Consider the following 24854-nt stretch of genomic DNA (forward strand, 5'->3'; position numbering starts at 1 on the left):
ATTAATTGTAACGTTTGTGTTCGGTGGAAAAAGGTTTGAAAAAACCACTTCACCGCCTAAAATGAAGTTTGAGCTTAAAATTTTTTCCATGACTTTTAAATAAAACCTAGTTAGTAATTAAACAATTCAAATTCTTAATTAACCTGTTATTAATTGTCCTATAAAATCGGTAAGACCAGATACTTAATAGACCGATTATTCAGAGACTGAATTATTCGAATACAATATTCTTAATTTAATGTTAATGAAAAGAGGGGATAATTGTGTAAAATAAGGGGGTAAATTGTTCAACTAATTGTAAATTATGGGGCTCCTTAGGGTAATTTTTATATTATTGCCAGTAATTTAATGATTTAAATGAAGATTTCACACTTACTCATAATTTGTGTTTTGCAATGTACCTTTTTGGCTTTTGGGCAAAATTCATCATTAAATCAAAACGCCATTAAACAAGAGTTAAATTTTCATCTTCTCGATATCTCATCTGGACTTTCCCACAATTATATAAATGACATTCAAGAAGACTCGTTAGGGTTTATTTGGATTGCTACGTATGATGGATTAAATAGGTATGATGGGCAATCCTTTAAGCATTTTAAAAATCAATTTAAACGAGACGATTTAAATGCTGGGGAAGAAATTGGTACTTATGAAGGATTAAATAGATATGGAATTAAAAACAATAAAGTTCAAAAACCTCAAATTGGAGAATCCTATAATGGAATTTCAAATAACTACATCCAGGATATAGAAATTTCATCAGACAGTCTTTTAATCGCCACAGATGCAGGGCTTAATTTCCTTAATTTAAGAAAATCTCAAATCACCTCATTTGATGTTGAAAATGGTCTGTATAGTAATAAAGTAAGCAAAATTATTAATGGTCCAGAAAATTATGTGGTTATTGGCACATATGGGGGTGGAATTCAATTTTTAGATGCTAGAGGCAATCTAAACAATTTGCAAGAGTTTCTCAAAACACCCGACAGACTTTCGTCTAATGATATATCCTCAATTCTTATCCAAGGGGAAGAAACTATGTGGGTTGGAACTTTCAACAATGGATTGAACAAAATAAATTTGTTAAATGGCAGCATTACAACCTTCCATCCAGAAAGTGAATCACCATTAGTTTCATCTGTGGTAAATTCTCTTTACGAAGATCAATTCCATAATCTTTGGATTGGCACACGTAATGGTTTACAGGTTATCTCAAAATCTGGTGACAATTTGAATTTTGAATTTTCTAATGGCATTTCTCGTCAAATACAAGAAGAAGATATTTTATCTTTTCAGGAGGACGGATTAGGAAATCTATGGATTGGAACCCGTAACGGTGGACTCTATATAGTTCGTTTTGATATGCCTCTTAAAAAGGGCCAAAATATAGATGTAAAACACTTCCCGCCTAGAAGTGATGGTTTAAGTGTCTTTAACAGAACTGTTTCCGTAATTTTTAGAGACAGTCATGGCAACATGTGGTTGGGTACACCTACGGGTCTAAATTTTGTAAACCCAAATGGGGAAAAAATTCGATTGTTAAAAAAAAATATTAATGACGAATATTCCTTAAGTCATAATAGGATTGGCTCAGTCGCCTTGGCAAGTAAAAATAGGGTTTGGGTTGGAACAGATGGTGGGGGATTAGACCTACTTAATCCTAAAATTGGTGTTGTTGATCATTTCGAAAGCAAGGATGGGGATCCTAGAACTTTGAGTAATAACTATATTCTTTCCATATATGAAGAAAAACCAAATCGCGTTTGGATTGGCACTTATAGAGGTGGGTTAAATCTTTTAAACCCTGAAACTGGTTATTGTAAGCACTATTTGGAAGGCTCTACTGATAACGGAAGTGATGTGCGGAAAATTTTTCACGCTAAAAACGGTATAATTTGGGTTGGCACCAACAGGGGAGGGTTATTTAAGTATTTACCAGAATCAGATCGGTTTCAGTATATTGAAACCTTAGGCAAAATAGATATTCGAGACATTGCTGAGGACGGCAATGGAAATTTATGGTTGGCAACTTTTAATTCTGGGCTTATTCGATTTCAGCCAAAAGATGACCTATTTACGTCCTTTAATCAATCCAATCTAAATGGGATAAATAGCGATGTTATATTCTCCGTACTAATTTTAGAAAATGGAGAAATATTGGCAGGATCTAGGTATGCTGGTCTCCTAAGGTTTGATCCAAAATCAAATACAGTTTTATCATTAACTGAAGAAGATGGACTTAGCAATAATACTGTAAACAGTCTAGTTCAAGTCGACTCGAGTTTTGTGTGGATGGGAACTTACAATGGCTTGAATAGGTATAATATAAAAACCGATGAAATTTTAAATATCTCCTCTCTAAATAATATCCAGGAGGGAGAATTCAATATTGGTGCCGCAACTAAGAATATTGATGGTGTTTTGTTTTTTGGTGGCAATAATGGGTTGAATGTATTTGATTCTAATGATTTTCAAGTCCATGAAACTCCTTACCCAATTAGATTCAAAGGATTGAAGGTGCTCAATAAAGAAGTTGGAGTGAGCGACAGTCAAAAAGGAGCTATCCTCAACGAGACTTTATTTTTTCAGGACGCTATTACGCTTAAACATAACCAAAACACCTTTACTATTGATTATGTAGCAATAAAATACCCAGAGTCCAAAAATTTCTCTTATTCTTACAAGCTTCAAAATTTTAATGACTTCTGGGTTGAAAACCAATCCTCGGGATCCGCAAATTTCACGGGCGTCCCGCCGGGGGAATATAGTTTTATGGTGAAAACCGATACAGCCTTTGGGGAACAAAACTCTAAAGTTTTAAATATTACTGTCGTTCCTCCATTTTGGAAAACAATCCCGGCTTATATTTTGTATGCCATTTTATTAAGTCTTAGTATATGGGTGGGTGCAAAGTATTATTCTGAAAGGATTAAGCTTAAAAATTCCTTGCTCTTAGAGAAGAATCAAAGGGCTTTAGAACATGATTTAAATCAAGAACGTTTTAGGTTTTTCACAGCATTTTCGCATGAATTAAAAACTCCTCTCACCCTAATACTGGCTCCTGTAGAAAATCTGATTTCTAGGGATTTAAATAAAGAGTTTAAAAAAGAGCTCAAATTCATAGAAAGAAATGCAAAAAGTCTTTACAAATCAATTGATACCCTATTGAAATTCAGAAAGGCGGAAGAAGGTTTAAGCAGGGCGAATTTGGAGCCCCATGATCTTCCATCTAGATTACGTAGGTGGGTAAAAGGATATGTCCCGCTTGCAAAAGAAAAAAATATTAATCTTGAATATATAGGGCCCGTTGAGTCTAAAATTTTTAATGTTGATATAGAAAAAATTGAGGTCATCATTAACAATCTCTTATCCAACGCAATAAAATACTGTAATAGCGGTGATGAAATAAGGGTAATATTCAACACTAAAGAAGATGGCTTTGAAATAAAGGTAAGGGATACTGGGCCTGGAATTCAAGAGGAGGAACTATTGCATATTTTTGAATGGTATTATAGGACCCAACGTTCAATTTCCAAAAGCGGAACAGGGATTGGGTTAGCCCTATCCAAAAGTTTTGCAGAACTTCATGCCGGTAAATTAGAAGTTGAAAGCAAATATAAAGAAGGAACTACTTTTACTTTGAAAATCCCTATTAAGGAAATGGAATATCCATCAAGTGAGTTAATAGAGAAAGATGAGTTAGTTGAGCTAGAGGAACAATCCAAACAGAATATTTATGACGTCATAAAATTTGATAGCGAATATTCCAATATTACATCGGAACAAAACCGTCAGTTAATTCTAATAATTGACGACAATGAGGAAATCTTAAGTTTTTTAGGAGGGATTTTTAAAAATGAATTTGATGTAATCCATGCAATCAATGGTGAAGAAGGTGTTGTAAAGGCAAAAAAGTATATCCCTGATCTTATTATTTCAGATTTAATGATGCCCGAAAAGAGTGGTTTTGATTTATGCTCCGACTTAAAGGGGAATTTTGCAACAAGCCACATTCCCATTATTTTGCTTACGGCAGATACTGACATAGAAAGTATAAATATTGGTTATGAAGAAGGTGCGGACGACTACATTACCAAGCCCTTCAATATTAAATTATTAAAAACTAGAGTTAAAAACCTCCTTGATAGCAGGGAGGTTTTAAGAAAATTATTTGGTGCTAATCCAACGCTAGAACAAGAAGATCTTCCAGTCCAAACGGTATTTATTAATAAGGAAAAGGGCTTCTTAAAGAAATTGGATAAAATTATTTTGGAAAATCTTGGTGAAAATACAAATGTAGAATTGATTGCCTCTGAAATAGGGATGAGCAGGACATCCCTTTATAGAAAACTAAAAGCAATTACTAACAACAGTATTAATGAATATATTAGAAATGTTAAGGTTGAAAGGGCCGCTGAATTGATTAAAAATGACAATTTTACAGTATCACAAGCATGCTATGAAGTTGGTTTTAATGACACTAAGTATTTTAGAAAGATATTTAAGGAACGTTTTGGTCAAAACCCTTCCGATTTTAAAGATACTTAAAACTAATCTTTGTAATAAATGAAGATAAATCTATAGGCTTTGTGTGACCAATGTGTGACCTGTATAAACAAAAAAGCTTTACGGAATCGTAAAGCTTTCATTTTAAAGTGGTCCCACCTGAACCATAATTTAATACCCTGATATACAGCAATATACACCAATATGCAGTGTTTTAAAAGATATCATTCTATTGAGAATAGCTATAAATAGCTGTATACATGTAGGTGGCATTGAGCACAACTTCATATGGAAACTTCTTAAAAATATTGAAATCCGATCAATAATTTAAAAAGTAAATTATCTATCAAAAGATGAATAGTTGATAGATTTATTAATAATAGAAAATTCAAGTTTGAATTAATGGTAAGCCTAAAATTAAACGTTGACAGCCAATTTTTCGTTACCTAAACTTCATAATTAGAAAAATTTCGAGTTAAGATAAATTAACAGTCAAATTGTCCATGTATATCTATTTTTTGTCCATTGTTTGAGATAATAAGTCGTGCTACATTGCTTAAATAACTACAAGGATTGTTGAAGTGTCAAAATTTCATTTAAAAATTATCGAATTTTCAGTTATTGTCTGTTTAATTGATATTCTCATAAAATCAATTAATCTGCATATTTAAATTATAAATAGTAATAATTTATATGTATTCCAGAAGGACAATAATTACTATATCACTTCATCGTTACAATTCATCCTTTTTAAATTAAAGATGAATTTCACCTTGTTTAATGCTATAACTAATTAACTAACATCGAAAATGAAAAAATTATTGAAATGAAGTCAACAATAAGTTTTATGATCGTTATGCTGCTGGGTTGGTCAACAGTATTTTCTCAGATAACTGTATCTGGTGCGGTAAAGGATATTAATGGAGTTCCTTTACCAGGTGCTTCAATTGTAGAAAAAGGCACCTCTAATGGTGTCCAATCTGATTTTGACGGAAATTTTGTCCTTGAGGTAAGCGATGAAAATGCCACCTTAGTGATTACGTACATTGGGTATCAAGAAAAGGAAGTTTTAGTAAACGGACAATCCAATATATCAATTGTTCTAGAAGAAAATCTAACCGCCTTGGATGAGGTTGTTGTAGTTGGTTATGGTACAACTGTAAAGAAAAACATAACTACATCCGTTGTTTCAGTGGATGCAACAGATATTCCTAACGCCTCAAACTCGGGTGTGACCGATTTATTATTTGGAAAAGCTGCTGGTGTACAGGTTAGTCAAGTAAGTGCCCAGCCTGGAGGTCAAGTCAACCTTTCTATTAGAGGTAGAGGAAATCCTCTAATTGTTGTTGATGGAGTTATTGTTCCGTCTAATAGTTTGGAATCCGGGGTAAACCATGCAGAAATTGATAATGTCAACAGGGGAAATTTAGGAGGATTGAACCCAAATGATATAGAGTCTATTGAAATTTTGAAAGATGCCAGCGCTGCCATCTATGGAGTTAATGCATCAAATGGGGTTATTTTAATCACTACTAAAAAGGGTAAGACAGGAAAATTAAATGTGGGTGTTGATTACAATCATTCTTTTTTAACTAATGATACCTATTTGAACCCTTTAAACGCCAGGGAGTATATGGAATTTTATAATAGATATGATGAGGATAGGTATTTAGCACAAAATAATATGCAACCTTTTGGCCCAGAATCTCCGACTGGTTATGTGCCCAGATTTTCTAGTAGTCAAATTGACAACAATACAGTAGATACTGATTGGGTTGACCAAATATTGAGAGATGGTTCTATCGATAATCTAAACGTTAATGTTAGAGGTGGTACCGAAAAGACGACCTATTATTTTTCAGGAGGTATTTTTAACCAAGAGGGTACTGTAGAAAACTCTGGCATGAGACGTTTTTCCGGTAAGTTAGATTTATCTTTCCAAATATTTGATTTTCTTAAATTAAATGTTGGAGGGATAGGAAACTTATCAAAATTTAACAACTCTGTTGCAGGGTGGCAAACGGGAGGATCAGGGCAAAATGGATATACTGCATTACAAGCGGCTCTTGCATATCCAGCATATTTACCAATTAGAGACCCAGACACTGGTGTATATACCCAATTTCAACTTATAGGAAACCCAGTTGCTCAATTAGATATTAAAGACAAATCTAAAAATTCAACTTTATTAACCACCACTTCGCTTGATATAAATATCATTCCAGAAGTATTAACAGGCAAAATATTGTACGGATATAATAATGAATCGTCTTTTCGTGACTTTTTCATTCCTTCAACCACCAATTGGTTTGATGATTATAGATCTAGGGCATCACTTCAAAATTCTAGACGGGAAAGACAAACATTTGAAACTTATTTAACCTTTACTAAGGAAATCTCGGTATTTAATATAAATGTTGTTGCAGGGTTTGGTGAATATAAGGATGAAGGTTTCGGTTTTGGTGTTCAAGCATTTGACATGCTAGACGCTATAAATACAACAAACATTACTGGTGCACCATCTAATGGTAATTCATGGAAGTACACCAATAAATTAAGGTCATATTTTGCAAGAGGTACATTCGACATCCTAGATAGATATCTTGTCGAAGCTGCAATAAGATATGACGGGTATAGCCAATTTTTCCCCGATAGCAAATATGCAGCATTCCCTAGCGTTTCTGCTGGTTGGAAAATTTCTAATGAGCCATTTTTTGAAGGTCTTACAGATACCTTTCAATTGTTGAAATTAAGGGCTAGTTTAGGTACTACAGGTCAAAACTTACCTTCAGGAGTGGCATATGGATTTTATGCCCCAGATGGTGAAATCATTAGTTTTGATGATGGAAATTCTAATTACGTTCCTTATATTCTTGCTCAACTCGATGATCCAAATCTTACTTGGCAAAAAACAATAATGACGAATGTTGGGTTGGATTTTGACATGTATAAAGGTAGGCTTTACGGTTCTTTTGATTGGTTCCAGGATAGAATCACAAATTTATTACGATACGGAAATACAGCGGTAAATACTGCGGCATTATCCTCAATACCAACCAGACCTGCCAACGGAGGTGAGCAGTTAAGAAAAGGTTTCGACATTGCAATTGGAGGAGATATTATTAGAAATGATTCCTTTAGATGGAAAGTCGATGCTAACTTTTCTCACTATAATTTTGATTGGGTAGAACGATTTGAAGAAGATGACCCATCATGGTATTTAAATGAAGATGACCCAGTGGCCTCAATATATGCATTTGAAACTGACGGAATAATTCAAATTGGAGAAACAATTTCAGATTTTCAACCTGCCGCAGCGAGAACTCCAGGTTCTCCAAGATTTGTTGACCAAAACGGAGATAATGTTTTAGACCGAGAGGATGTGAAAATTTATGATCAAGTGCCCGATTTTTCTTATGGCTTAACCACAAGGTTTACCTACAAAAATTTTGACTTAAGTGCCTCCTTTTATGGACAAGTAGGTTCTTACAAACAAAATTATAGCCTTAACTGGGCAAACCCTGTTGCACTTTTAAGTGGAACGGTAGCAGGTAACAATGATAGTTATAATGTTTGGAGCACTGAAAATCCAGGCGGCACATTGCCAGGTGCAACATATGATGAATTTCTTTTAGGAAGCATTGGAAATACAGTTGGATGGGGTTCTGATGTAACTATCTCGAAAGCTGACTTTTTAAGAATGAGAAACATAACTTTAGGATATACTCTAAATTCTGAAGAATTCAAATCAATTTTCTTTAATACTGCCAGAATTTATGTTGATTTCCAAAACCCATTTATAATCACAAATTACAAGGGGGCAGATCCCGAAATACAAACACCGGCGGTTAAAGGTGCAGCTGCACCATATCCAATTGTTAAATCATTTGCTATTGGTTTAAATCTTAATTTTTAATTAAACGCTATGAAAAATCTAATTTTATTAATCCTTATTGTTTTTACATTTTCCTCTTGTGAGGATAATTTAGATCCAGTCCTTTATGGTTCTTTGAACCCTACAACTTTTCCGAAAACGGAAAGTGATTACGAGCTATATACCTTAGATCTTTATCAACCATTCAGGTTAACTTGGGGCTTTGATGAGGGTGGTTGGAGAGTTACTTTTTTCGGTCCTGAAGATGGTACAATTCAACTATTTGATGCGCCGACTGATTTAATGATCCCATTCTCAGCCTGGGGTAATGGTGCGGTCTTTTGGGATGCAAAAAGTAGAGGAAATTTCACTCCTTTAGTTGCACAAGGTAGAGATAGATCGCACTTTGAAAAGACTAGATTAGTCACAAAAGCAACCCAAACCATTGGAAGTTTGGAAGAGGCCACAATATTTACGGATGACGCCTTCAAAAATCGTCTCCTTGGAGAGGCTAGAATGGCTAGAGGATGGACCATGTATTTTATGCTTCAGCTATATGGTCCTGTGCCAGTAATTACAGATCCTTCATTGGTTGGAAATATTGAGGCAGAGTCTGATTTAACAAGACCATCTAGAGAGGTGTACGTTTCACAAGTCGTGGCAGATTTACGTTTTGCTGCTGATAATCTTCCTCAGAACCCTTCTGAATATGGAAGGTTCAATAAAGGCCACGCTTTGGTAGTCTTAATGAGATTGTACTTAAATGAGAAAAACTTTCAAATGGCAGAATCCGTTGGAAGAGAGATTCAAGGTTTAGGCTATAGTTTGGTTGATGATTATACCAGTCTATTTAGAGAGGCAACAGAAAGAAATTCTGAAACTATTTTCGCAATTTCATGTGACCCAACATCTCAGGGCAGACAAACAGATGGCAATTTTAACCCATTCAGTTATTATACACATCCAACAGATTTTCCTGTAAAACCAGGATGGGCTTGGCCAGGTGTATATACAGCAACTTGGGAATTTTATGATACGTTTGATCCAAATGATGAGAGAAGATCATTTTTAGTAGACACTTATAGCCCTCCTGGTTACACAATGGATCGTTCTAACATGGCCGGGCCCGTAATAAATAAATATCCTGCTGAAGGACCAAATGCTTACCAAGGAAATGACGTTGTTATTTCAAGGTATGGAGATGTGTTGTTAATGTTAGCCGAAGCAATAAATGAAAACAATGGCGGTCCTACACAAGAAGCAATAGATTTGGTTAATGAAATTCGTTTAAGAGCAAATATACAACCCTTGAGTAGTGAAGACACTGCATCCAAAAGCGCATTTAACGATGCTATCCTAAGAGAAAGAAGCTGGGAGCTTTATTTTGAAGGATTTAGACTTCTTGATTTAAGGAGGCATGGTAAATGGCCATCTGCTCTACAAAGTATTTCAGGAAAAAATCCAGGCCCATCAATTTATCCAATACCCCAATTTGCATTGGATGATGGAGCCACCCAAAATGACGGTTATTAATCAAGACAGAGAGAATCCTGTCCTTAAAGTTTGAATAACTTTTTGAATTGAGACTCTCTGAAATTTTAAAATTGGCATTAGTTAGCCTATTGAGTTAGTAGTTGATTTTCTTCGAAGGAGTTTCGAGCCAAACTCCTTTGAAGAAATTTTTAAAATTGGTATCACTTTACCATATGGACGTCCTCATATTATCAGATGTGTTTAATCTGTGTAATCTCTATTACGAAGTCCGATACATTCCTTTAAAGCATAAAAATTTATTTCATAATGTCCTTAAATACAACCCTCAAATATTCCCTTTTTTCGGTATGTCTGTTTTTTCAATTTTTAACCTTGGCACAGAATAGCGAAAAAGTATATGTTGAAGACAATATTATAAAATGGTCAGATTCTAACTCTCCCTTGTCTTTATTCGGGGCAAATTATTGCCTGCCATCAGCATGTGATTATAGGGCCGCCAGTTACTATTCTAAAGATTTAAAAGGAGAAATTGTAAAGGATATGTCTCATTTTGTAAGAATGGGGTGGGATGGTCTTAGATTAGGCTTTTGGGGAGATTTTGAGAATACAGACTTTTCAGGAAATTTAATAAACAATGTGCATTTAGATTTATTAGACTATTTAATTTATCAAGCAGATAAAAGAGATATTAAAATGTTGTTGAGTCCAATAATAACTTATAGTTCTCAATGGCCAGATGCAATGGAACAAGAGGCAATAGGATTTTCAACGCATTTCAAAAAAAGTGAGTTAGGGACTAATCCACTAGCGATAGATGCTCAAAAAAATTATCTAACTCAACTTTTAAACCACATAAATCCTTACACAAAAAGGGCTATTAAGGATGAGCCAAATATTCTATTTATTGAAATGATTAATGAACCTTGGCATCATTCCGACGATTTAATCGGCTCTGTTAATTATATAAATTCTTTAGTTGATGCGGTAAGAAAAACGGGTTGTGAAAAAATACTTTTTCATAATGTTAGTCAAGATTTTAATATCTCTGAGGCATTATCCCAATCCGACATTGACGGTGTAACCTTTGCTTGGTATCCTACCGGACTGGTATCAAATCAAACTTTAAAAGCAAACTACTTACCCACCGTAGATAACTATGACCTTATGATTAAAAGCGAATTGAAAAGCTTACCTCGCATAGTTTATGAGTTTGATCAACCAGATGCATTATCACCAACGATGTATCCTGCAATGATTAGAACGTTTAGGTCTGTTGGTGCTCAGTTTGCTGCGATTTTTTCTTATGATATGCTTGTAAGTGCAAAAGCAAATTTGGGATGGCAGACGCACTTCATTAACCTGGTATATACACCACAAAAAGCTGTAAGTTCGATTATTGCGGCTGAGGCTATGCGGAAGTTGCCCTTGTATAAAAAGTATGGAAATTATCCCGCCAATACTAACTTTGATGATTTTAGAATCTCACATGAAGAGTGTTTAAGCGAATATGTTTCTGATACTAAATTTTTATATGCCGGAAATACAAAATCAGTACCACCGAAGCCTAATGAACTTAAGAAAATTATTGGGTTTGGTTCATCCCCAATAGTTAAATACACGGGTGAGGGATCTTATTTTATAGAAAAAATTAAAAGTGGAGTTTGGCGCTTAGAGATTTATCCCGATGCTGTTCTTACAAAAGATCCATTTAAGAAGATGAGTCCAGATAAAATTGTATCAAGGCTATTATACAAAAACCATTCGATGGAAATTAATTTGCCTGATTTAGGAAAGGAATTTTCTGTTATTGGTGTTAATGAAGGAAATGACTTTGAGGGCTCCACATATACCGGAAAGGTGTTATTGTCACCAGGGATATATACAATAACTAAACAAGGAATAAAAATAATTGATGTTCCTGTAGAGAAAATAGATGGGATTCCGTACAGACAATTTATTGTTCCTGCTCAAGAGAATCTTGCCTTAGAAATAGTTCATTCGCCCTCTAGAGCTGTATATTCAAGTAAGCCGTTAGGGATAACAGCTAAGATTGTAGACGATGAAAAAATAGACAGTGTAAATGTATACTTTAGGCCAAAAGGATCTTGGTTTAGATCTTTCAAAATGGAGGCAAAAAATAATTACGATTATGAAGTTGAGATACCTAAGGATGTAACATCTTCTGGATATTATGATTATGTAATTTCAGTGTTTCAAGGTAATAACGTCACCACGTTCCCCTCAGAATTAAATAAAACGCCTAGGGATTGGGATTTTTATAGTGATAAAACCTATGAATTAGAAGTCATTGACGAAAAACAACCTTTATCAATCTTTTCTCCTAAGGGTGATTTAACAAAATTAACTTTTACACGTATTGGAGATGATATCCGTTCTGGCATTTTCACACTGTCCTCGAGTGAAAAAGACATTAACGGTATAATAAAATTGAAAATTCCATTTGATTTGGACAAGAACTTGGAAGATTATTCCTTCTCCCTATATGTGGGGGATCAAATAAAGAATTTAACTTCAAGTAATAAAATTAAAGGTCTTTCAGTGAACGGCATGGGTAAAGGAAACGCTTATGTAACTTTGATTGAATCTGATGGAACCCCTTGGACGGCTAAAATCCCAATCAATAGTGAATGGGAATCTAAAAAGATATTGTTATCGGACTTTAAGATGGGTAAAGGTATTATGTTGCCTCAAGGATTTCCAGGAAATTGGAATTACTGGTTGAATCCTTCCGACAACCGAAATTCAAAAATGGATACGGTTAATATGGAGAAGGTTGAGAAACTTCAAATTTCAATAAGGCCTGATAAAAACAAGAACGGTCAGGTAGAAATTGGAAGTATTTCTGTTATTTATTAAAATACTTATTTGAGAAATAATGATTAAACAAAAGGCATTAATAACCCTGGTTTTAGGGCAGCTTATATTTGGGATAACTTTTTCGCAAAATGAATATTCAATTAATATTAATGTTCCCGAAAAGAAGATTACCAAAGGCCATTTAGATCTTGGGGGTTCCAATCCATCAGGAAAGGAAATTGAGGTAAATAGTTATTACCTAACTCTGGATAAAAAACCATTTATTCCTGTCCTCGGGGAATTCCATTATTCAAGGTACCCTTCAGAGTACTGGGATGAATCAATCAAAAAAATGAAAGCAGGAGGCATTAATGTAATTGCCACTTATGTGTTTTGGAATATCCATGAACGGAATGAAGGGGAATTTGATTGGTCTGGTGATTTGAATCTTAGACATTTTGCAGAACTATGTGCAAAGAATGATATATTCTTAATTGTAAGATTGGGTCCTTTCTGCCATGGAGAAATGCGAAATGGTGGAGTACCTGACTGGATGTATGGTAGAACATTTGAAATTAGATCTAATAATAGCCAATATATAGCCTATGTGGACCGACTATATGATCAAATAGGCAATCAATGTAGGGGTCTGTTATTCAAGGATGGAGGACCAATTATTGGGGTGCAAGTTGAAAACGAATTTCAGCACTCTGCAGCGCCTTGGGAAATTACGTACCCTGGTGCTCGCAAGGAATATACAGTTGCAGAAATTAATGAAGGTGTAACCCACGAACAGATTTCTGATACAGACGGTATAAATCCACAAGCCGAGGAGGGCAAAAAACACATGGCAATTCTCAAAGAATTGGCTATTAAACATGGTATGGATGTTCCTATTTATACCGCTACTGGATGGGGAAATGCAGCTATTGTAGAAAAGGGAAGTATCCCCGTTACGGCTGGATATGTTTATCCATTTTGGTCCGACCCTTCACCTTCATCCTTTTATTTATTCAAGGATATTCACAAAAATCCTGATTATTCACCTATTAGTTATGAGGCTGAACTCTATCCTTCAATTCCGGCCGAAATTGGCCCCGGTATTCAGGTGATATATGGAAGAAGACCAGTAGTAGACCCTGTTAGTGTTTTACCGCTAATGGTAAGGATCATCGGAAGTGGTTCTAATGGTATTGGTTATTATATGTATCACGGTGGTTCTACTCCAGTTTTTGATGGCAAGTTCTACAATGAAGAAGTAAATGGCATCCCAAAAGTTAATTATGATTTTCAAGCGCCAATTGGGCAATATGGGCAAACTCGTCATCACTATAAAAGCCTTAAAACCTTGCATATGTTTTTGGATGCTTATGGTGATAGACTTGCGCCTATGAAAACGGTCCTCCCAGAGACAAATAAACAAACATCACCAGAAAAAACAGATATATTGCGATATGCAGTGCGATCATTTGAGGACAGTGGATTTCTATTTATGGTTAACTTCCAGGACCATTTGGCATATTCTGATATAGAAGATACTAGTATCAATGTAAAGACAGCAAGTTCAGAAGTTAGATTCCCTAGCAATGGAACATTTGATTTGAAAAAAGCAACAAGTGCTATTTTTCCTTTTAATCTTAAACTTGGAAAGACCCAGATAAAGTCTGCCACAGTACAACCCCTCACCATTTTAAATGGTGGTAATAAAAATCATTATGTATTTTACTCAATTGAAGGAATTATTCCAGAATTCGTCCTTCATGGAGATTCTAAAATTGCTGATCTTAAAGGGGCACGAAAAACTTCAAGTAAAGGTTTAACTGTCATTAAAGGGGATTCCAATAAGGTGTTTTCATTTCAAAGTGGAAACGATCAATTTTTGGTTATTCCATACGAAATGGCCTTGAATTCAAACAAAATTGGGGAACAATTGATATTCTCATCCGGCACATTAACAAATGAATCCGATTTAATAAACTTAGTTACTCGAGAGGCGGTTGTCGATCTAAATATTTACCCTTCTAATGTTAATGCCCCCAAAGTAAGCAATGCCACGGTACAAAAATTAAAAGCCGAATTTCCAGGAATGGACAGCTATAATATTACATTCAAAGTTCCCGAGCCTCTGCTAGAAATTGAAAAGGCAACAGAAAGAAAGTATTCGGTTAAAGTAAAAGGGGGACTCAACGGGTTGAATGACGTCTTTTTACAGGTAGACTATATTGGCGATAGAGGTATGGCCTTCATTGATGGACTTTTGGCAACAGATCATTTCTATCATGAAAAAAAATGGGAAATTGGGATGAAATCATTTATCCCAAAATTAAAAAATAAGGAAATGGTGCTTATTTTTCATCCTCTGTATGACAACCAGGAATGTCTAATATTTTTTGAAAATGTTCCCAAGTTTGAAAATGGTAAGTATTTGGAAATAAAAAGTATTAAGGCTGTTAATGAATATAAAGCAATCCTAAGCTTTAATTAAAATTGAAATGAATAGGCTTCAATACCTAGTTGTTACAACTCTGTTCCTGTTTTCTTGCGGAGCAGATGATAATGGCTCTGTGCAGCCAGAACCTGAACCAGATACTGGACTTATAAAAAACAGCAGTTTCGAGGCCTTGGGTTCTGTAGATAACTTTTCCTCTTGGCAAACTGAATATGACGATAGTTCTGAGTTGGTTCAAAACTCTGGTTATTTTAGTAATAAGTCCTTGCTACATAAAAGTTCGTCTTTATATAAAGTATACTCATATCAGGAAATTCCGAATTTGCCCAATGGTATCTACAAGTTAACCGTTTGGGTTAAAAATAGTGGTGGTCAAAATGCATGTTATATTAATGCTAAGAACTATGGAGGTATCGAGAGGATGACCAGCTTACCTGTTTCGCAAAATGATTGGACACAGGTTATAATAAGAGGGATTGAGGTTACAGAAGGGGCTTTAACAATAGGGCTTTATTCCGAAGCTTTACCTAATAATTGGTGTGCTGTAGACAATTGGGAATTGGTTAAGGATGGTATTGAATATAACTTTTTAAAAGGCGGTGACCTCTCTGAATTAAGTTATATTGAAAGTAAAGGAGGATTGTTTTATGAAAATGGACAGCAAAAAGATTGCTTTGAAATTCTCAAAAATAATGGGGTTAATTTAGCAAGACTTCGCTTATATAATGATCCTGGCAATCCAAATTTTACACCCTCAAATAGGTTGCCAGCCGGTTTTCAAAATCCAGAAGATATTTTGTCACTTGCAGCTCGAGCAAAGGTTGCAGGGATGCAAATTCTTTTAACCTTTCATTACAGTGATTACTGGACTAATGGTGGTACTCAGAACAAGCCTCATGAGTGGGAAGGTTTAAGTTATGATGATTTAAAAACTGCTGTTTACAACTTTACTCTTGATTTTATGACTCAGATGAAAAATCAAGGAACATCTCCAGAATTTGTGTCCTTAGGCAATGAAACGGCAGGTGGATTTTTATTTCCAGATGGGGGTTATGAAAATTTTAATAAAATGGCAGATCTTTTTAATGAAGGGTATAATGCCGTTAAAGAAGTATCTACTAATACTAAGGTTATCATTCATTTGGATGATGCTGGTAATCGTGATAAATATGATTGGTTTTTTGGTGAGTTGTCTGCAGCTGGTGGAAAATTTGACATTATAGGAGCTTCCTATTATCCTTTTTGGACTGATAGAACTGTTGAACAAATTAAAGAGTGGGCAAATTATCAATCCTTTAGTTTAGGTAAAGATATTTTGATAATGGAGACAGGTTACAATTGGAATCCAACCCTACCTTCCGGTTGGGCAGGCCAATTATCCGATAATGGACCATATGAAAATATTTATCCAAGCTCCCGTGAGGGGCAGAAAAACTTTTTGTATGAATGTTTTAATGGTTTAAAAAATGTGGACAATGGTCGAGTAATTGGAGATGTATATTGGGATCCTGTAATGATCGAAGTCCATGGAGTAGGATGGGAATTAGATGCTCCTAATGTTGTTTCAAATACCACGTTATTTGATTTTCAAGGCAATGTTTTGCCGGCTTTTAAAGCTTTTAAATACAATAATTGATAATGAAGCAAACAGTTAAGATTCTTTTTCTTTCTATTTTGGTGCTTAACTCATTTGTCCTTTCTGCGCAAGTAATTAATATAAATTTGGAACCGCTGCCTGATGTAAACTATGATCATTTGAGTCGGATTGATACTATTGTCAATAATTACATAGGTAAAGAGTACTCCAATGGAGTTGTTACTCTCGTTGTGAAGGATAATCAACTTGTATATTGGAAAGGTTATGGTTTTCTTGATAAGGACAGTAGCAAACCAATGCCTAAGGATGCCATATTTAGGATCATGAGCCAAACAAAGGCCATTACAAGCGTTGGCATTATGATACTTTATGAGCAGGGAAAGATATATTTGGACGAGCCAATCGGTAATTTCATACCAGAATTTAAAAATCAGCAAGTGCTAGATCAATTTAATGAGGCTGATTCAACCTACACAACCATACCAGCAAAAAGGAATGTCACTTTCAGAGATCTCCTTACACATAGTTCAGGAATTGATTATGCAGGGATTGGTTCGCCAATAGCTAATGCAATTTATGGAAAAGCCAAAATTCCCTCGGGTCTTGGAAACTTCAATGCAAGTTTATTGCAGAAGATGAAAGCATTGGGTAAACTTCCCTTACTGTTTCAACCCGGTGAAAAATTTAGATACGGCCTAAATACCGATTTGCTTGGGTGTCTAATAGAAGTAATTAGCGGGAAAACATTAGATGAATTTTTCAGGCAACATATATTTAATCCGCTCGGGATGAAGGATACATACTATAATTTGCCTCAATCCAAAGCAAGTAGGTTAACTACGGTTTATACTGAAGATTCACTTCAAAATATAATTAAATGGAGAAAGGGGTTTAATAATATAGATCCGGATTACCCCCTAATACCTAAGAGCTATTTTTCGGGAGGTGCAGGTCTTAGTTCTACAGCAATGGATTATGCTATTTTTTTGCAGATGTTACTAAATGGAGGAATTTACAATGACCATCGAATTCTATCTCCCAGGTCGGTAGAATTAATGACCAATAATCAACTCGAATACAGCTATAATGGTGTTGATAATTTCGGACTCGGATTTGCATTAACAAGTTCAATATCTGCATCCAAAAACGCTAGAAATAAAGATTCCTATAGTTGGGGAGGTTATTTGGGCACTACATATTGGGTTGATCCAAAAGAAAATCTTGTTTGTTTAATAATGACGCAACACACACCCAATAGTCATTGGGAATTGTTTACTAAAATTGAAAATATAATCTACTCCAGCATTAACTAACATGTTTGGCCCAAAATTATTTACGTGTTTTTTGGTTATTTCGTTTTTTGTCAATACTCAATCAGTTGCTCAGCAATCAAAAGACAAACAGAATGAGGGTGAATTCAAGATTGTCAATTGCTCACATTCAGGAGTTTCCGCCGATTACTCTAAACCCCTATCAATAACTTTTAATCAGCCTGTAGATAAGAGCTCTTTAAATGAAATTATAGTTACTTCAGGCGGTTCATCAAGACAACCTATTGGTGGGAATTTTCAAATTTTAAGAGGGATTTGGATTGTTTCCCAAGACGCCAAAATTATTACGTTTAGACCATCAAAAGATTTTGTTGGTGGTATGTTAATTTCAATCACATTAACTGAAAAATTCAGAAGTTTAGAGGGAAACCATTTCAAAAATGGTAAGGATATTATAAGCTTCATTACGGATAATGGAAATGAATTTGGAATAGATACTATTACAATTGACACATTAAAAATAGAAGATGGTAATGTGATTCCCCTTATCATTAGTTTACCAAAGAATGCGAATAAAATTCCTGTATTAATTTTTGTTCATGGAGGCGGATGGACTGGCGGTACCGCTACGCAATCATTTGCAGCCCTTCCAACCGGTCATGCTTCAACTTATCTAACCAATAAATTGGGAGTTACCGTTGTGGGGGTAGCCTATCGGTGTAAAGGTTCAAATGGAAATTTCACAAAGGCAAAACAAGACGTTGAAGATGCTATCCAATTTATAAAAACGAATGCAAAGAAATACAATCTTGACACATCTCGTATGGGTTTGAGCGGAGAATCCGCAGGAGCACCATTGTCCGCCCTTATTGCGCAAGAGGATCCAGACATTAAATACTATATTGGTATTAATGGTATTTATGATTTTGAAAATAACAATATTGGGCAATTTGGTCCTGGAAATGATTTTGGCCAACAAATTCCATCTACAACTGCGAACTCCGCTATATCTCACATAAGACCCAATCCTCCAACAACCATGCTAATACATGGAAATAAAGACATAACTATTAGCCATATACAAAGCGAAAAATTTAATCAGGCGGTTATTTCTGTTGGTGGACAATCTGAAATTAGAATATATGATGGTCAGCCACACTGGGAGTTTTATATGCCTGGTGGTAAATACGAAATATCAACGTTGTACCAGATAAAAGAATTTTTAATAAAAGTTATGGGACTTGACGTAGATTAGGCAGGTGGTAATTATAAAATTTTATTAATTAAACCTGCATGGAATTCTTCAAATACAACCTAATTATCAGCCCATTGGTTAAATATTTTTACGATATTCCTTTGGTGAGATCCCCATATATTTTTTGAAAACTCTTGAAAAATAAAACTGGTCTTGAAACCCCAACAAAAAACTAATTTCTTTTATGCTATAATCGGTATAATTCATGTATTCGCAAGCCTTCTGTATTTTTTTTAGATTGAAAAAGTGATGCAAAGAATAGCCTGTGCTTTTTTTGAAAACACTAAATAAATAAGACGGGGAGTAGTTAAATTCATTTGCCAATTCTTCGGTTTTGAATGTTTTATCCAAATTTTCATTCAAAAAGGTTTTAATTGAATTAACCAAATCTTTACTGTTCGCTGTATTGGTATGTTTATTTATATCATGATAAATAAAGGAACTTATAAAACTCTGACTTAAAATATTAGCAAACTCCAATTCGTATTCAGCATAACCACCATTAAAAATTTCAAATATTTGCTCAAATAACTTAATGACCGTGTTATCGTATGGCACAGTATCAGTTATTGTATCATTTAATATATGTCTTTGAAATAATTCATTTACCGAGGTTCCATCGAAATGCATCCAATAAATGCTCCATGGATTATTGTTTTCTGCACCGTAAGCATGGCGCGTATTTTTTGGTATAATAAAATATGCATTAGGCTTTATTTTAATCTTTTTTTTATTGTAGGATAACCATCCCTCCCCTTCAACACAATAAATAAAGATATATTCCTTTGAACCCTTAATTCGCTCCCTGAAATGGTGATTCGCATTGGGATAATAGCCTAAATCTGTGACAAAGAATTTTTTAGTAATGGGGTTCTCATTGAGCTTTTTTCTAACTTGATTTGGCAAAACAATCATTCGTTGCCCCATAAAACCCTCCTTGATAGTCAAATCGTCCATGTTTATCTTGATTTTGTCTATTGCAACAGTTAACTGTTAGTTATATTTTGGATTTAAATTTATGGACAAAATTTCAACATACTCCACTTTACAGAATAATAATAGCAATACATTAAACAATGTCAAAGTGTTTAAGAAAAAAATGATTTTCAAGGCCCTTGTTGTTAATTGTAACATTGATAGGATTGTACATAACTAAAAGAGAAAAAATTTGATGCAAATAACTACACCCATTACGGAATTAATTTTTTTGAATTTTAAAATTATTTTAACCTAATTCAATGAATTCAAAGTTGACAACTAAGTTTAATTTTCCCTTTCTGATTTTCTTGGCTTTAGTTTCTGCCATGGGAGGTTTTCTGTTTGGGTACGATTGGGTGGTAATTGGAGGTGCAAAACCTTTTTATGAGCTTTATTTTGAAATCAATAATATGCCTGCCCTACAAGGATGGGCAATGAGCAGTGCTCTGGTCGGATGTATTTTAGGAGCAGTTCTTTCTGGAGTTGTGGCTGATCGTTATGGAAGAAAGATCCCACTTATTCTATCCGCTTTTCTCTTTATTTTTTCAGCGTTCGGAACCGGTTATGCCGATAGCTTTACGCCCTTTATAATTTACAGATTAATAGGGGGGTTAGGCATAGGATTGGCATCCACGCTTTCTCCAATGTATATTGCGGAAATTGCTCCCACAAAATATCGTGGACAGTTTGTTGCTATAAACCAATTGACCATAGTAATTGGTATTCTTGCGGCTCAATCAGCGAACTATTTTATCGCTGAAACCATTCCAGAAGGAATGACCCCTGCCGAAATATTGGCTTCATGGAATGGTCAGACTGGATGGCGTTGGATGTTTTGGGCTGAATTAATACCCGCTATACTCTTCTTCGTCCTAATGTTTTTTGTCCCAAAAAGCCCTCGTTTTCTTGCTAAAATAAACCAGGATAATGCAGCCCTAAAAGTGCTTGGTTCAATAGGAGGAAAGGATTATGCGGCGATGGAATTAAAAAGTATGAAATTGACGCTTATTGAAAGTAGTGCTAAAAAAATAGAATTTTCAGAATTAGGCAGTTCAAAAGTGCTGCCAATTCTAATCATAGGCATTGTATTGGCATTTTTTCAGCAATGGTGCGGCATAAATATCATTTTTAATTATGCTGAAGAAATCTTTACCGCAGCTGGTTATAGTGTAGGAGATATGTTGTTCAACATTATCATCACGGGGAGTGTAAACCTCATTTTTACATTAGTCGCAATGCGCACTGTGGACAGCTGGGGTCGACGAAAACTGATGCTTTTTGGATCAATAGGTTTGGCAGTTGTTTATGCCTTGTTAGGCGGAGCTTATTATTTTGAATTTAACGGGCTTCCGGTTCTTATTTTAGTAATTGTAGCAATTGCCATTTACGCCATGTCTCTTGCCCCTATTACTTGGGTGGTTCTTTCAGAAATTTTCCCTAATCGTTTAAGGGGAATTGCCATGTCTATTGCGACGTTCTCGCTTTGGGTGGCCTCCTTTATACTCACGTTTACGTTCCCCCTACTTAATGACTTGTTGGGTGCTTATGGAACATTTTGGGTCTATTGTGGGATTTGTATAATGGGATTTCTGTTTATAAAACGAAAATTGCCTGAAACCAAGGGAAAAAGTCTTGAGGAAATTGAACAAGAATTTTCTAATAAAGCCTAGTTCACATGAAAAGACAAAAATTTTATACTGTTCATTCTGATTGGAGCCTAAAAAACGTTGCTAATGTTGTTTTGTTGTTCCTAATTATGATTGTAACAGGTTCATGTGAAAAGAAATCCAATGATGTATTGGATTTATCCGGAAACTGGCATTTTCAAATTGATTCCTTGGACCAAGGGAAACAGGACCATTGGTTTACCAAAACTTTATCTGATGAAATAAGGCTTCCTGGGTCTATGGTGGAAAATGGAAAGGGTAAGGAAGTGTCCGTTAACAGCCAATGGACTGGCTCAATTTTCGACAGCACCTATTACACGAGTAAGAAATTTGCCCGATATCGCCAGCCCGACAACATAAAGGTGCCTTTTTGGTTACAACCACTTAAGCACTATTTGGGGCCTGCCTGGTATCAAAAAGAAGTTTTAATTCCTCAAGATTGGAAAGGACATAAAATAATGCTAACTCTAGAAAGAGCCCATTGGCAGACTGAGGTATGGGTTGGCGATGTTAAGGTGGGTATGCAGAACAGTTTGGCTACGCCTCATAACTTCAACCTAACGAATTATGTTAAGCCAGGCAAAAACCAAATTACAATTAGGGTAGATAACCGAGTTTTAGATATAGACCCAGGACCAAATTCCCATAGTATTTCAGACCATACACAAAGTAACTGGAATGGGATAGTTGGTAATATTAGCATGTATAAAACTCCCTTTCTGACCTTAGAAAATATTCAATTGTATCCTATTGTGTCTGAAAAAAAGGTTGTCGTAAAAGGTAGGCTCTCTAATGCCTCCGGTAATAAACAAAACACGTTTTTGACTGTTAAGGCAATAGGTCCAGATAATTCCGAAATAAATTCGGTTGTGAAAGAGATTAAAATTGATACCTCCGCAAATTTTCAGTTTGACTACTCAATGGGAAATACAGCACTGCTTTGGGATGAATTTGACCCTAATTTGTACACCATGGATTTTGAACTGAAATCCGAGCTTGGAATCCAAACCAAACAGGTTCGTTTCGGAATGAGAGATTTTAAGGTTAATGGAAAGCAATTTAACATTAACGGTCGACCTATTTTTTTAAGAGGTACTCTTGAATGTTCCATCTTCCCTAAAACCGGATATCCCCCTACTGATATAGATTCATGGAAAAGAATTTTTAACATTTGTAAGGCGCATGGACTTAACCATATGCGTTTTCATTCTTGGTGTCCACCAAAAGCTGCGTTTGATGCAGCCGACGAAGTTGGGTTTTATCTGCAGGTAGAGGCATCAAGCTGGGCAAACCAAGGTTCTTCTATCGGCGACGGAAAACCGATTGATGAATGGATTTACAAGGAAGTAGAGGCTATCCTTTCGGCCTATGGCAACCACCCATCGTTCGTAATGATGGCATATGGAAATGAACCTGGTGGCAAAAACCAAATTAACTTCCTCTCTGGTTTCGTGGAACACTTTAAAAACTTTGACAATCGAAGATTGTATACTGGTGGTGCAGGATGGCCATATTTCAAAAATCTTGATTATTACAACAGCGCTAATGGTGTTCGTATACAGGGATGGGGAGAAGAACTCAATAGCATTATCAATAGAGAACCTCCACAAACAATGTTTGACTTTTCCCAAGTAAATGATACTGTTCCCATTCCATTTGTAAGTCATGAAATTGGGCAGTGGTGTGTATACCCGAATTTTAAGGAAATGGATAAATATACCGGTGTTTTGAAACCGAAAAATTTTGAGATTTTCAAAGAAAGCCTTGAAGAAAACCAGATGGGTGATTTAGCCGATAGTTTACTTCTGGCTTCGGGAAAATTACAGGCGCTTTGTTACAAGGCAGATATTGAAGCTGCCCTCCGCACAAAAGATTTTGCTGGATTTCAGTTGCTAGACTTACATGATTTTCCTGGACAGGGTACAGCACTAGTGGGAGTCCTGGATGCTTTTTGGGATGAAAAGGGGTATATAACCCCAGAAGAATTTAGATCTTTTAGTGGCCAGACCGTGCCATTGGCCCGAATGGAGAAACGCACCTTTTTAAATAATGAAATCTTCAAAGCAACTATAGAAATAGCTCATTATGGTAAAAATCCGATTGAGGGTTTAATTCCTAAATGGGAACTTATAGATGCGGAAGGAAATGTTTTTGACAACGGAGACTTTAATGAAATAGACATTCCTATTGGAAATGGAATAAAGCTAGGAGAGGTTTCCGTCAAACTCAACGAGCTGTTAAAACCTCAAAAATTGACATTAGTTGTGAATGTTGGAGATAACAGAAACGATTGGGACATATGGGTATATCCTTTCAGTAAAAAACCAGTTGAAAACGAGAAGAACGTTCTGGTGACAGATAGGTTCGATGACACTACTATAGATTACCTCAAAAACGGAGGTAAGGTCTTATTGAACATAACAAAAGGTGATATTTCACCCAAAAAGGGGGGTGATATAGGAATTGGGTTTTCCAGCATATTTTGGAATACATCTTGGACAAGCGGTCAAAAACCACACACCTTAGGTATTTTGTGTAACCCAAAACACAAGGCATTAGGGGATTTTCCAACGGAGTATCATTCCGATTGGCAATGGTGGGATGCAATGTCTCATAGCAATGCAATTGTACTGGATGATTTTGATCCAAAATTAAAACCAATTGTCCGGGTTGTAGACGACTGGACTGAAAATCGAAGGTTGGCTTTGATTTTTGAAGTAAAGATAGGAAAGGGGAACCTATTGTTTTCAGGTGTTGACCTGCATTCTAATCTTGAAAATAGAATTGAGGCAAGGCAACTCTTATACAGTTTAAAAAAATATATGAACAGTAATGAATTCAACCCTGAAATTACCTTGGAATCTGATGATATTAAGGGCTTGTTAGGATACTAAATAATGAGATTAAAAAGTTCAATGGTTCTAATTAGAACAAAAAATTTCAAAA

11 protein-coding genes are annotated in these 24854 nt (G+C 35.4%); 10 read left to right on the forward strand and 1 reads right to left on the reverse strand.

What is annotated here, in order from left to right:
* Positions 1-357: 357 nt before the first annotated feature.
* From ISU00_RS05355 to ISU00_RS05390, 8 genes are all read left to right on the forward strand, one after another.
* Entirely contained in the window at positions 358-4548 is a 4191-nt protein-coding gene (locus ISU00_RS05355; RefSeq protein ID WP_228853017.1) for a hybrid sensor histidine kinase/response regulator transcription factor, read from the forward strand.
* Between the two features lie 784 nt (positions 4549-5332).
* Positions 5333-8422 (forward strand): SusC/RagA family TonB-linked outer membrane protein, encoded by a 3090-nt coding sequence (locus ISU00_RS05360; RefSeq protein WP_228853018.1) that lies wholly within the window; start codon positions 5333-5335, stop codon positions 8420-8422.
* Between the two features lie 9 nt (positions 8423-8431).
* Positions 8432-9913, forward strand: a complete 1482-nt coding sequence (locus ISU00_RS05365; RefSeq protein WP_228853019.1) for a RagB/SusD family nutrient uptake outer membrane protein — start codon at positions 8432-8434, stop codon at positions 9911-9913.
* 333 nt (positions 9914-10246) lie between these two features.
* Positions 10247-12751 (forward strand): glycoside hydrolase 5 family protein, encoded by a 2505-nt coding sequence (locus tag ISU00_RS05370; protein ID WP_228853020.1) that lies wholly within the window; start codon positions 10247-10249, stop codon positions 12749-12751.
* Between the two features lie 19 nt (positions 12752-12770).
* The gene (locus ISU00_RS05375) at positions 12771-15176 is read left to right on the forward strand and encodes a beta-galactosidase (RefSeq protein ID WP_228853021.1); all 2406 of its coding nucleotides are present in this window, start codon (positions 12771-12773) and stop codon (positions 15174-15176) included.
* 7 nt (positions 15177-15183) lie between these two features.
* Positions 15184-16776 (forward strand): glycoside hydrolase family 53 protein, encoded by a 1593-nt coding sequence (locus ISU00_RS05380; RefSeq protein ID WP_228853022.1) that lies wholly within the window; start codon positions 15184-15186, stop codon positions 16774-16776.
* 2 nt (positions 16777-16778) lie between these two features.
* Complete coding sequence (locus tag ISU00_RS05385; protein WP_228853023.1) at positions 16779-18050, forward strand: serine hydrolase domain-containing protein; 1272 nt, start codon at positions 16779-16781, stop codon at positions 18048-18050.
* Position 18051: 1 nt separating this feature from the next.
* Entirely contained in the window at positions 18052-19263 is a 1212-nt protein-coding gene (locus ISU00_RS05390) for an alpha/beta hydrolase fold domain-containing protein (protein WP_228853024.1), read from the forward strand.
* A 78-nt stretch (positions 19264-19341) separates the two neighbouring features.
* Here the strand turns inward: ISU00_RS05390 and ISU00_RS05395 are convergent, their stop codons facing one another.
* Positions 19342-20220, reverse strand: a complete 879-nt coding sequence (locus ISU00_RS05395; RefSeq protein ID WP_228853025.1) for an AraC family transcriptional regulator — start codon at positions 20218-20220, stop codon at positions 19342-19344.
* Positions 20221-20501: 281 nt separating this feature from the next.
* On the opposite strand from ISU00_RS05395, the gene ISU00_RS05400 reads away from it, so the two are divergent.
* Together ISU00_RS05400 and ISU00_RS05405 are read left to right on the forward strand one after the other, a co-directional pair.
* Positions 20502-21911, forward strand: a complete 1410-nt coding sequence (locus ISU00_RS05400; RefSeq protein ID WP_228853026.1) for a sugar porter family MFS transporter — start codon at positions 20502-20504, stop codon at positions 21909-21911.
* A gap of 5 nt (positions 21912-21916) precedes the next feature.
* Entirely contained in the window at positions 21917-24802 is a 2886-nt protein-coding gene (locus tag ISU00_RS05405; protein ID WP_228853027.1) for a sugar-binding domain-containing protein, read from the forward strand.
* The last annotated feature ends 52 nt before the right edge of the window (positions 24803-24854 follow it).

It is taken from the genome of Aegicerativicinus sediminis (assembly GCF_015476115.1).
GTDB lineage: Bacteria > Bacteroidota > Bacteroidia > Flavobacteriales > Flavobacteriaceae > Aegicerativicinus > Aegicerativicinus sediminis.

What these genes read in the sequence shown, in the direction of transcription:
- ISU00_RS05355 (WP_228853017.1), top strand. Translation starts at nt 358, where the DNA reads ATGAAGATTTCACACTTACTCATAATTTGTGTTTTGCAATGTACCTTT.
- ISU00_RS05360 (WP_228853018.1), top strand. Translation starts at nt 5,333, where the DNA reads ATGAAGTCAACAATAAGTTTTATGATCGTTATGCTGCTGGGTTGGTCA.
- ISU00_RS05365 (WP_228853019.1), top strand. Translation starts at nt 8,432, where the DNA reads ATGAAAAATCTAATTTTATTAATCCTTATTGTTTTTACATTTTCCTCT.
- ISU00_RS05375 (WP_228853021.1), top strand. Translation starts at nt 12,771, where the DNA reads ATGATTAAACAAAAGGCATTAATAACCCTGGTTTTAGGGCAGCTTATA.
- ISU00_RS05380 (WP_228853022.1), top strand. Translation starts at nt 15,184, where the DNA reads ATGAATAGGCTTCAATACCTAGTTGTTACAACTCTGTTCCTGTTTTCT.
- ISU00_RS05385 (WP_228853023.1), top strand. Translation starts at nt 16,779, where the DNA reads ATGAAGCAAACAGTTAAGATTCTTTTTCTTTCTATTTTGGTGCTTAAC.
- ISU00_RS05390 (WP_228853024.1), top strand. Translation starts at nt 18,052, where the DNA reads ATGTTTGGCCCAAAATTATTTACGTGTTTTTTGGTTATTTCGTTTTTT.
- ISU00_RS05395 (WP_228853025.1), bottom strand. Translation starts at nt 20,220, where the DNA reads ATGGACGATTTGACTATCAAGGAGGGTTTTATGGGGCAACGAATGATT.
- ISU00_RS05400 (WP_228853026.1), top strand. Translation starts at nt 20,502, where the DNA reads ATGAATTCAAAGTTGACAACTAAGTTTAATTTTCCCTTTCTGATTTTC.
- ISU00_RS05405 (WP_228853027.1), top strand. Translation starts at nt 21,917, where the DNA reads ATGAAAAGACAAAAATTTTATACTGTTCATTCTGATTGGAGCCTAAAA.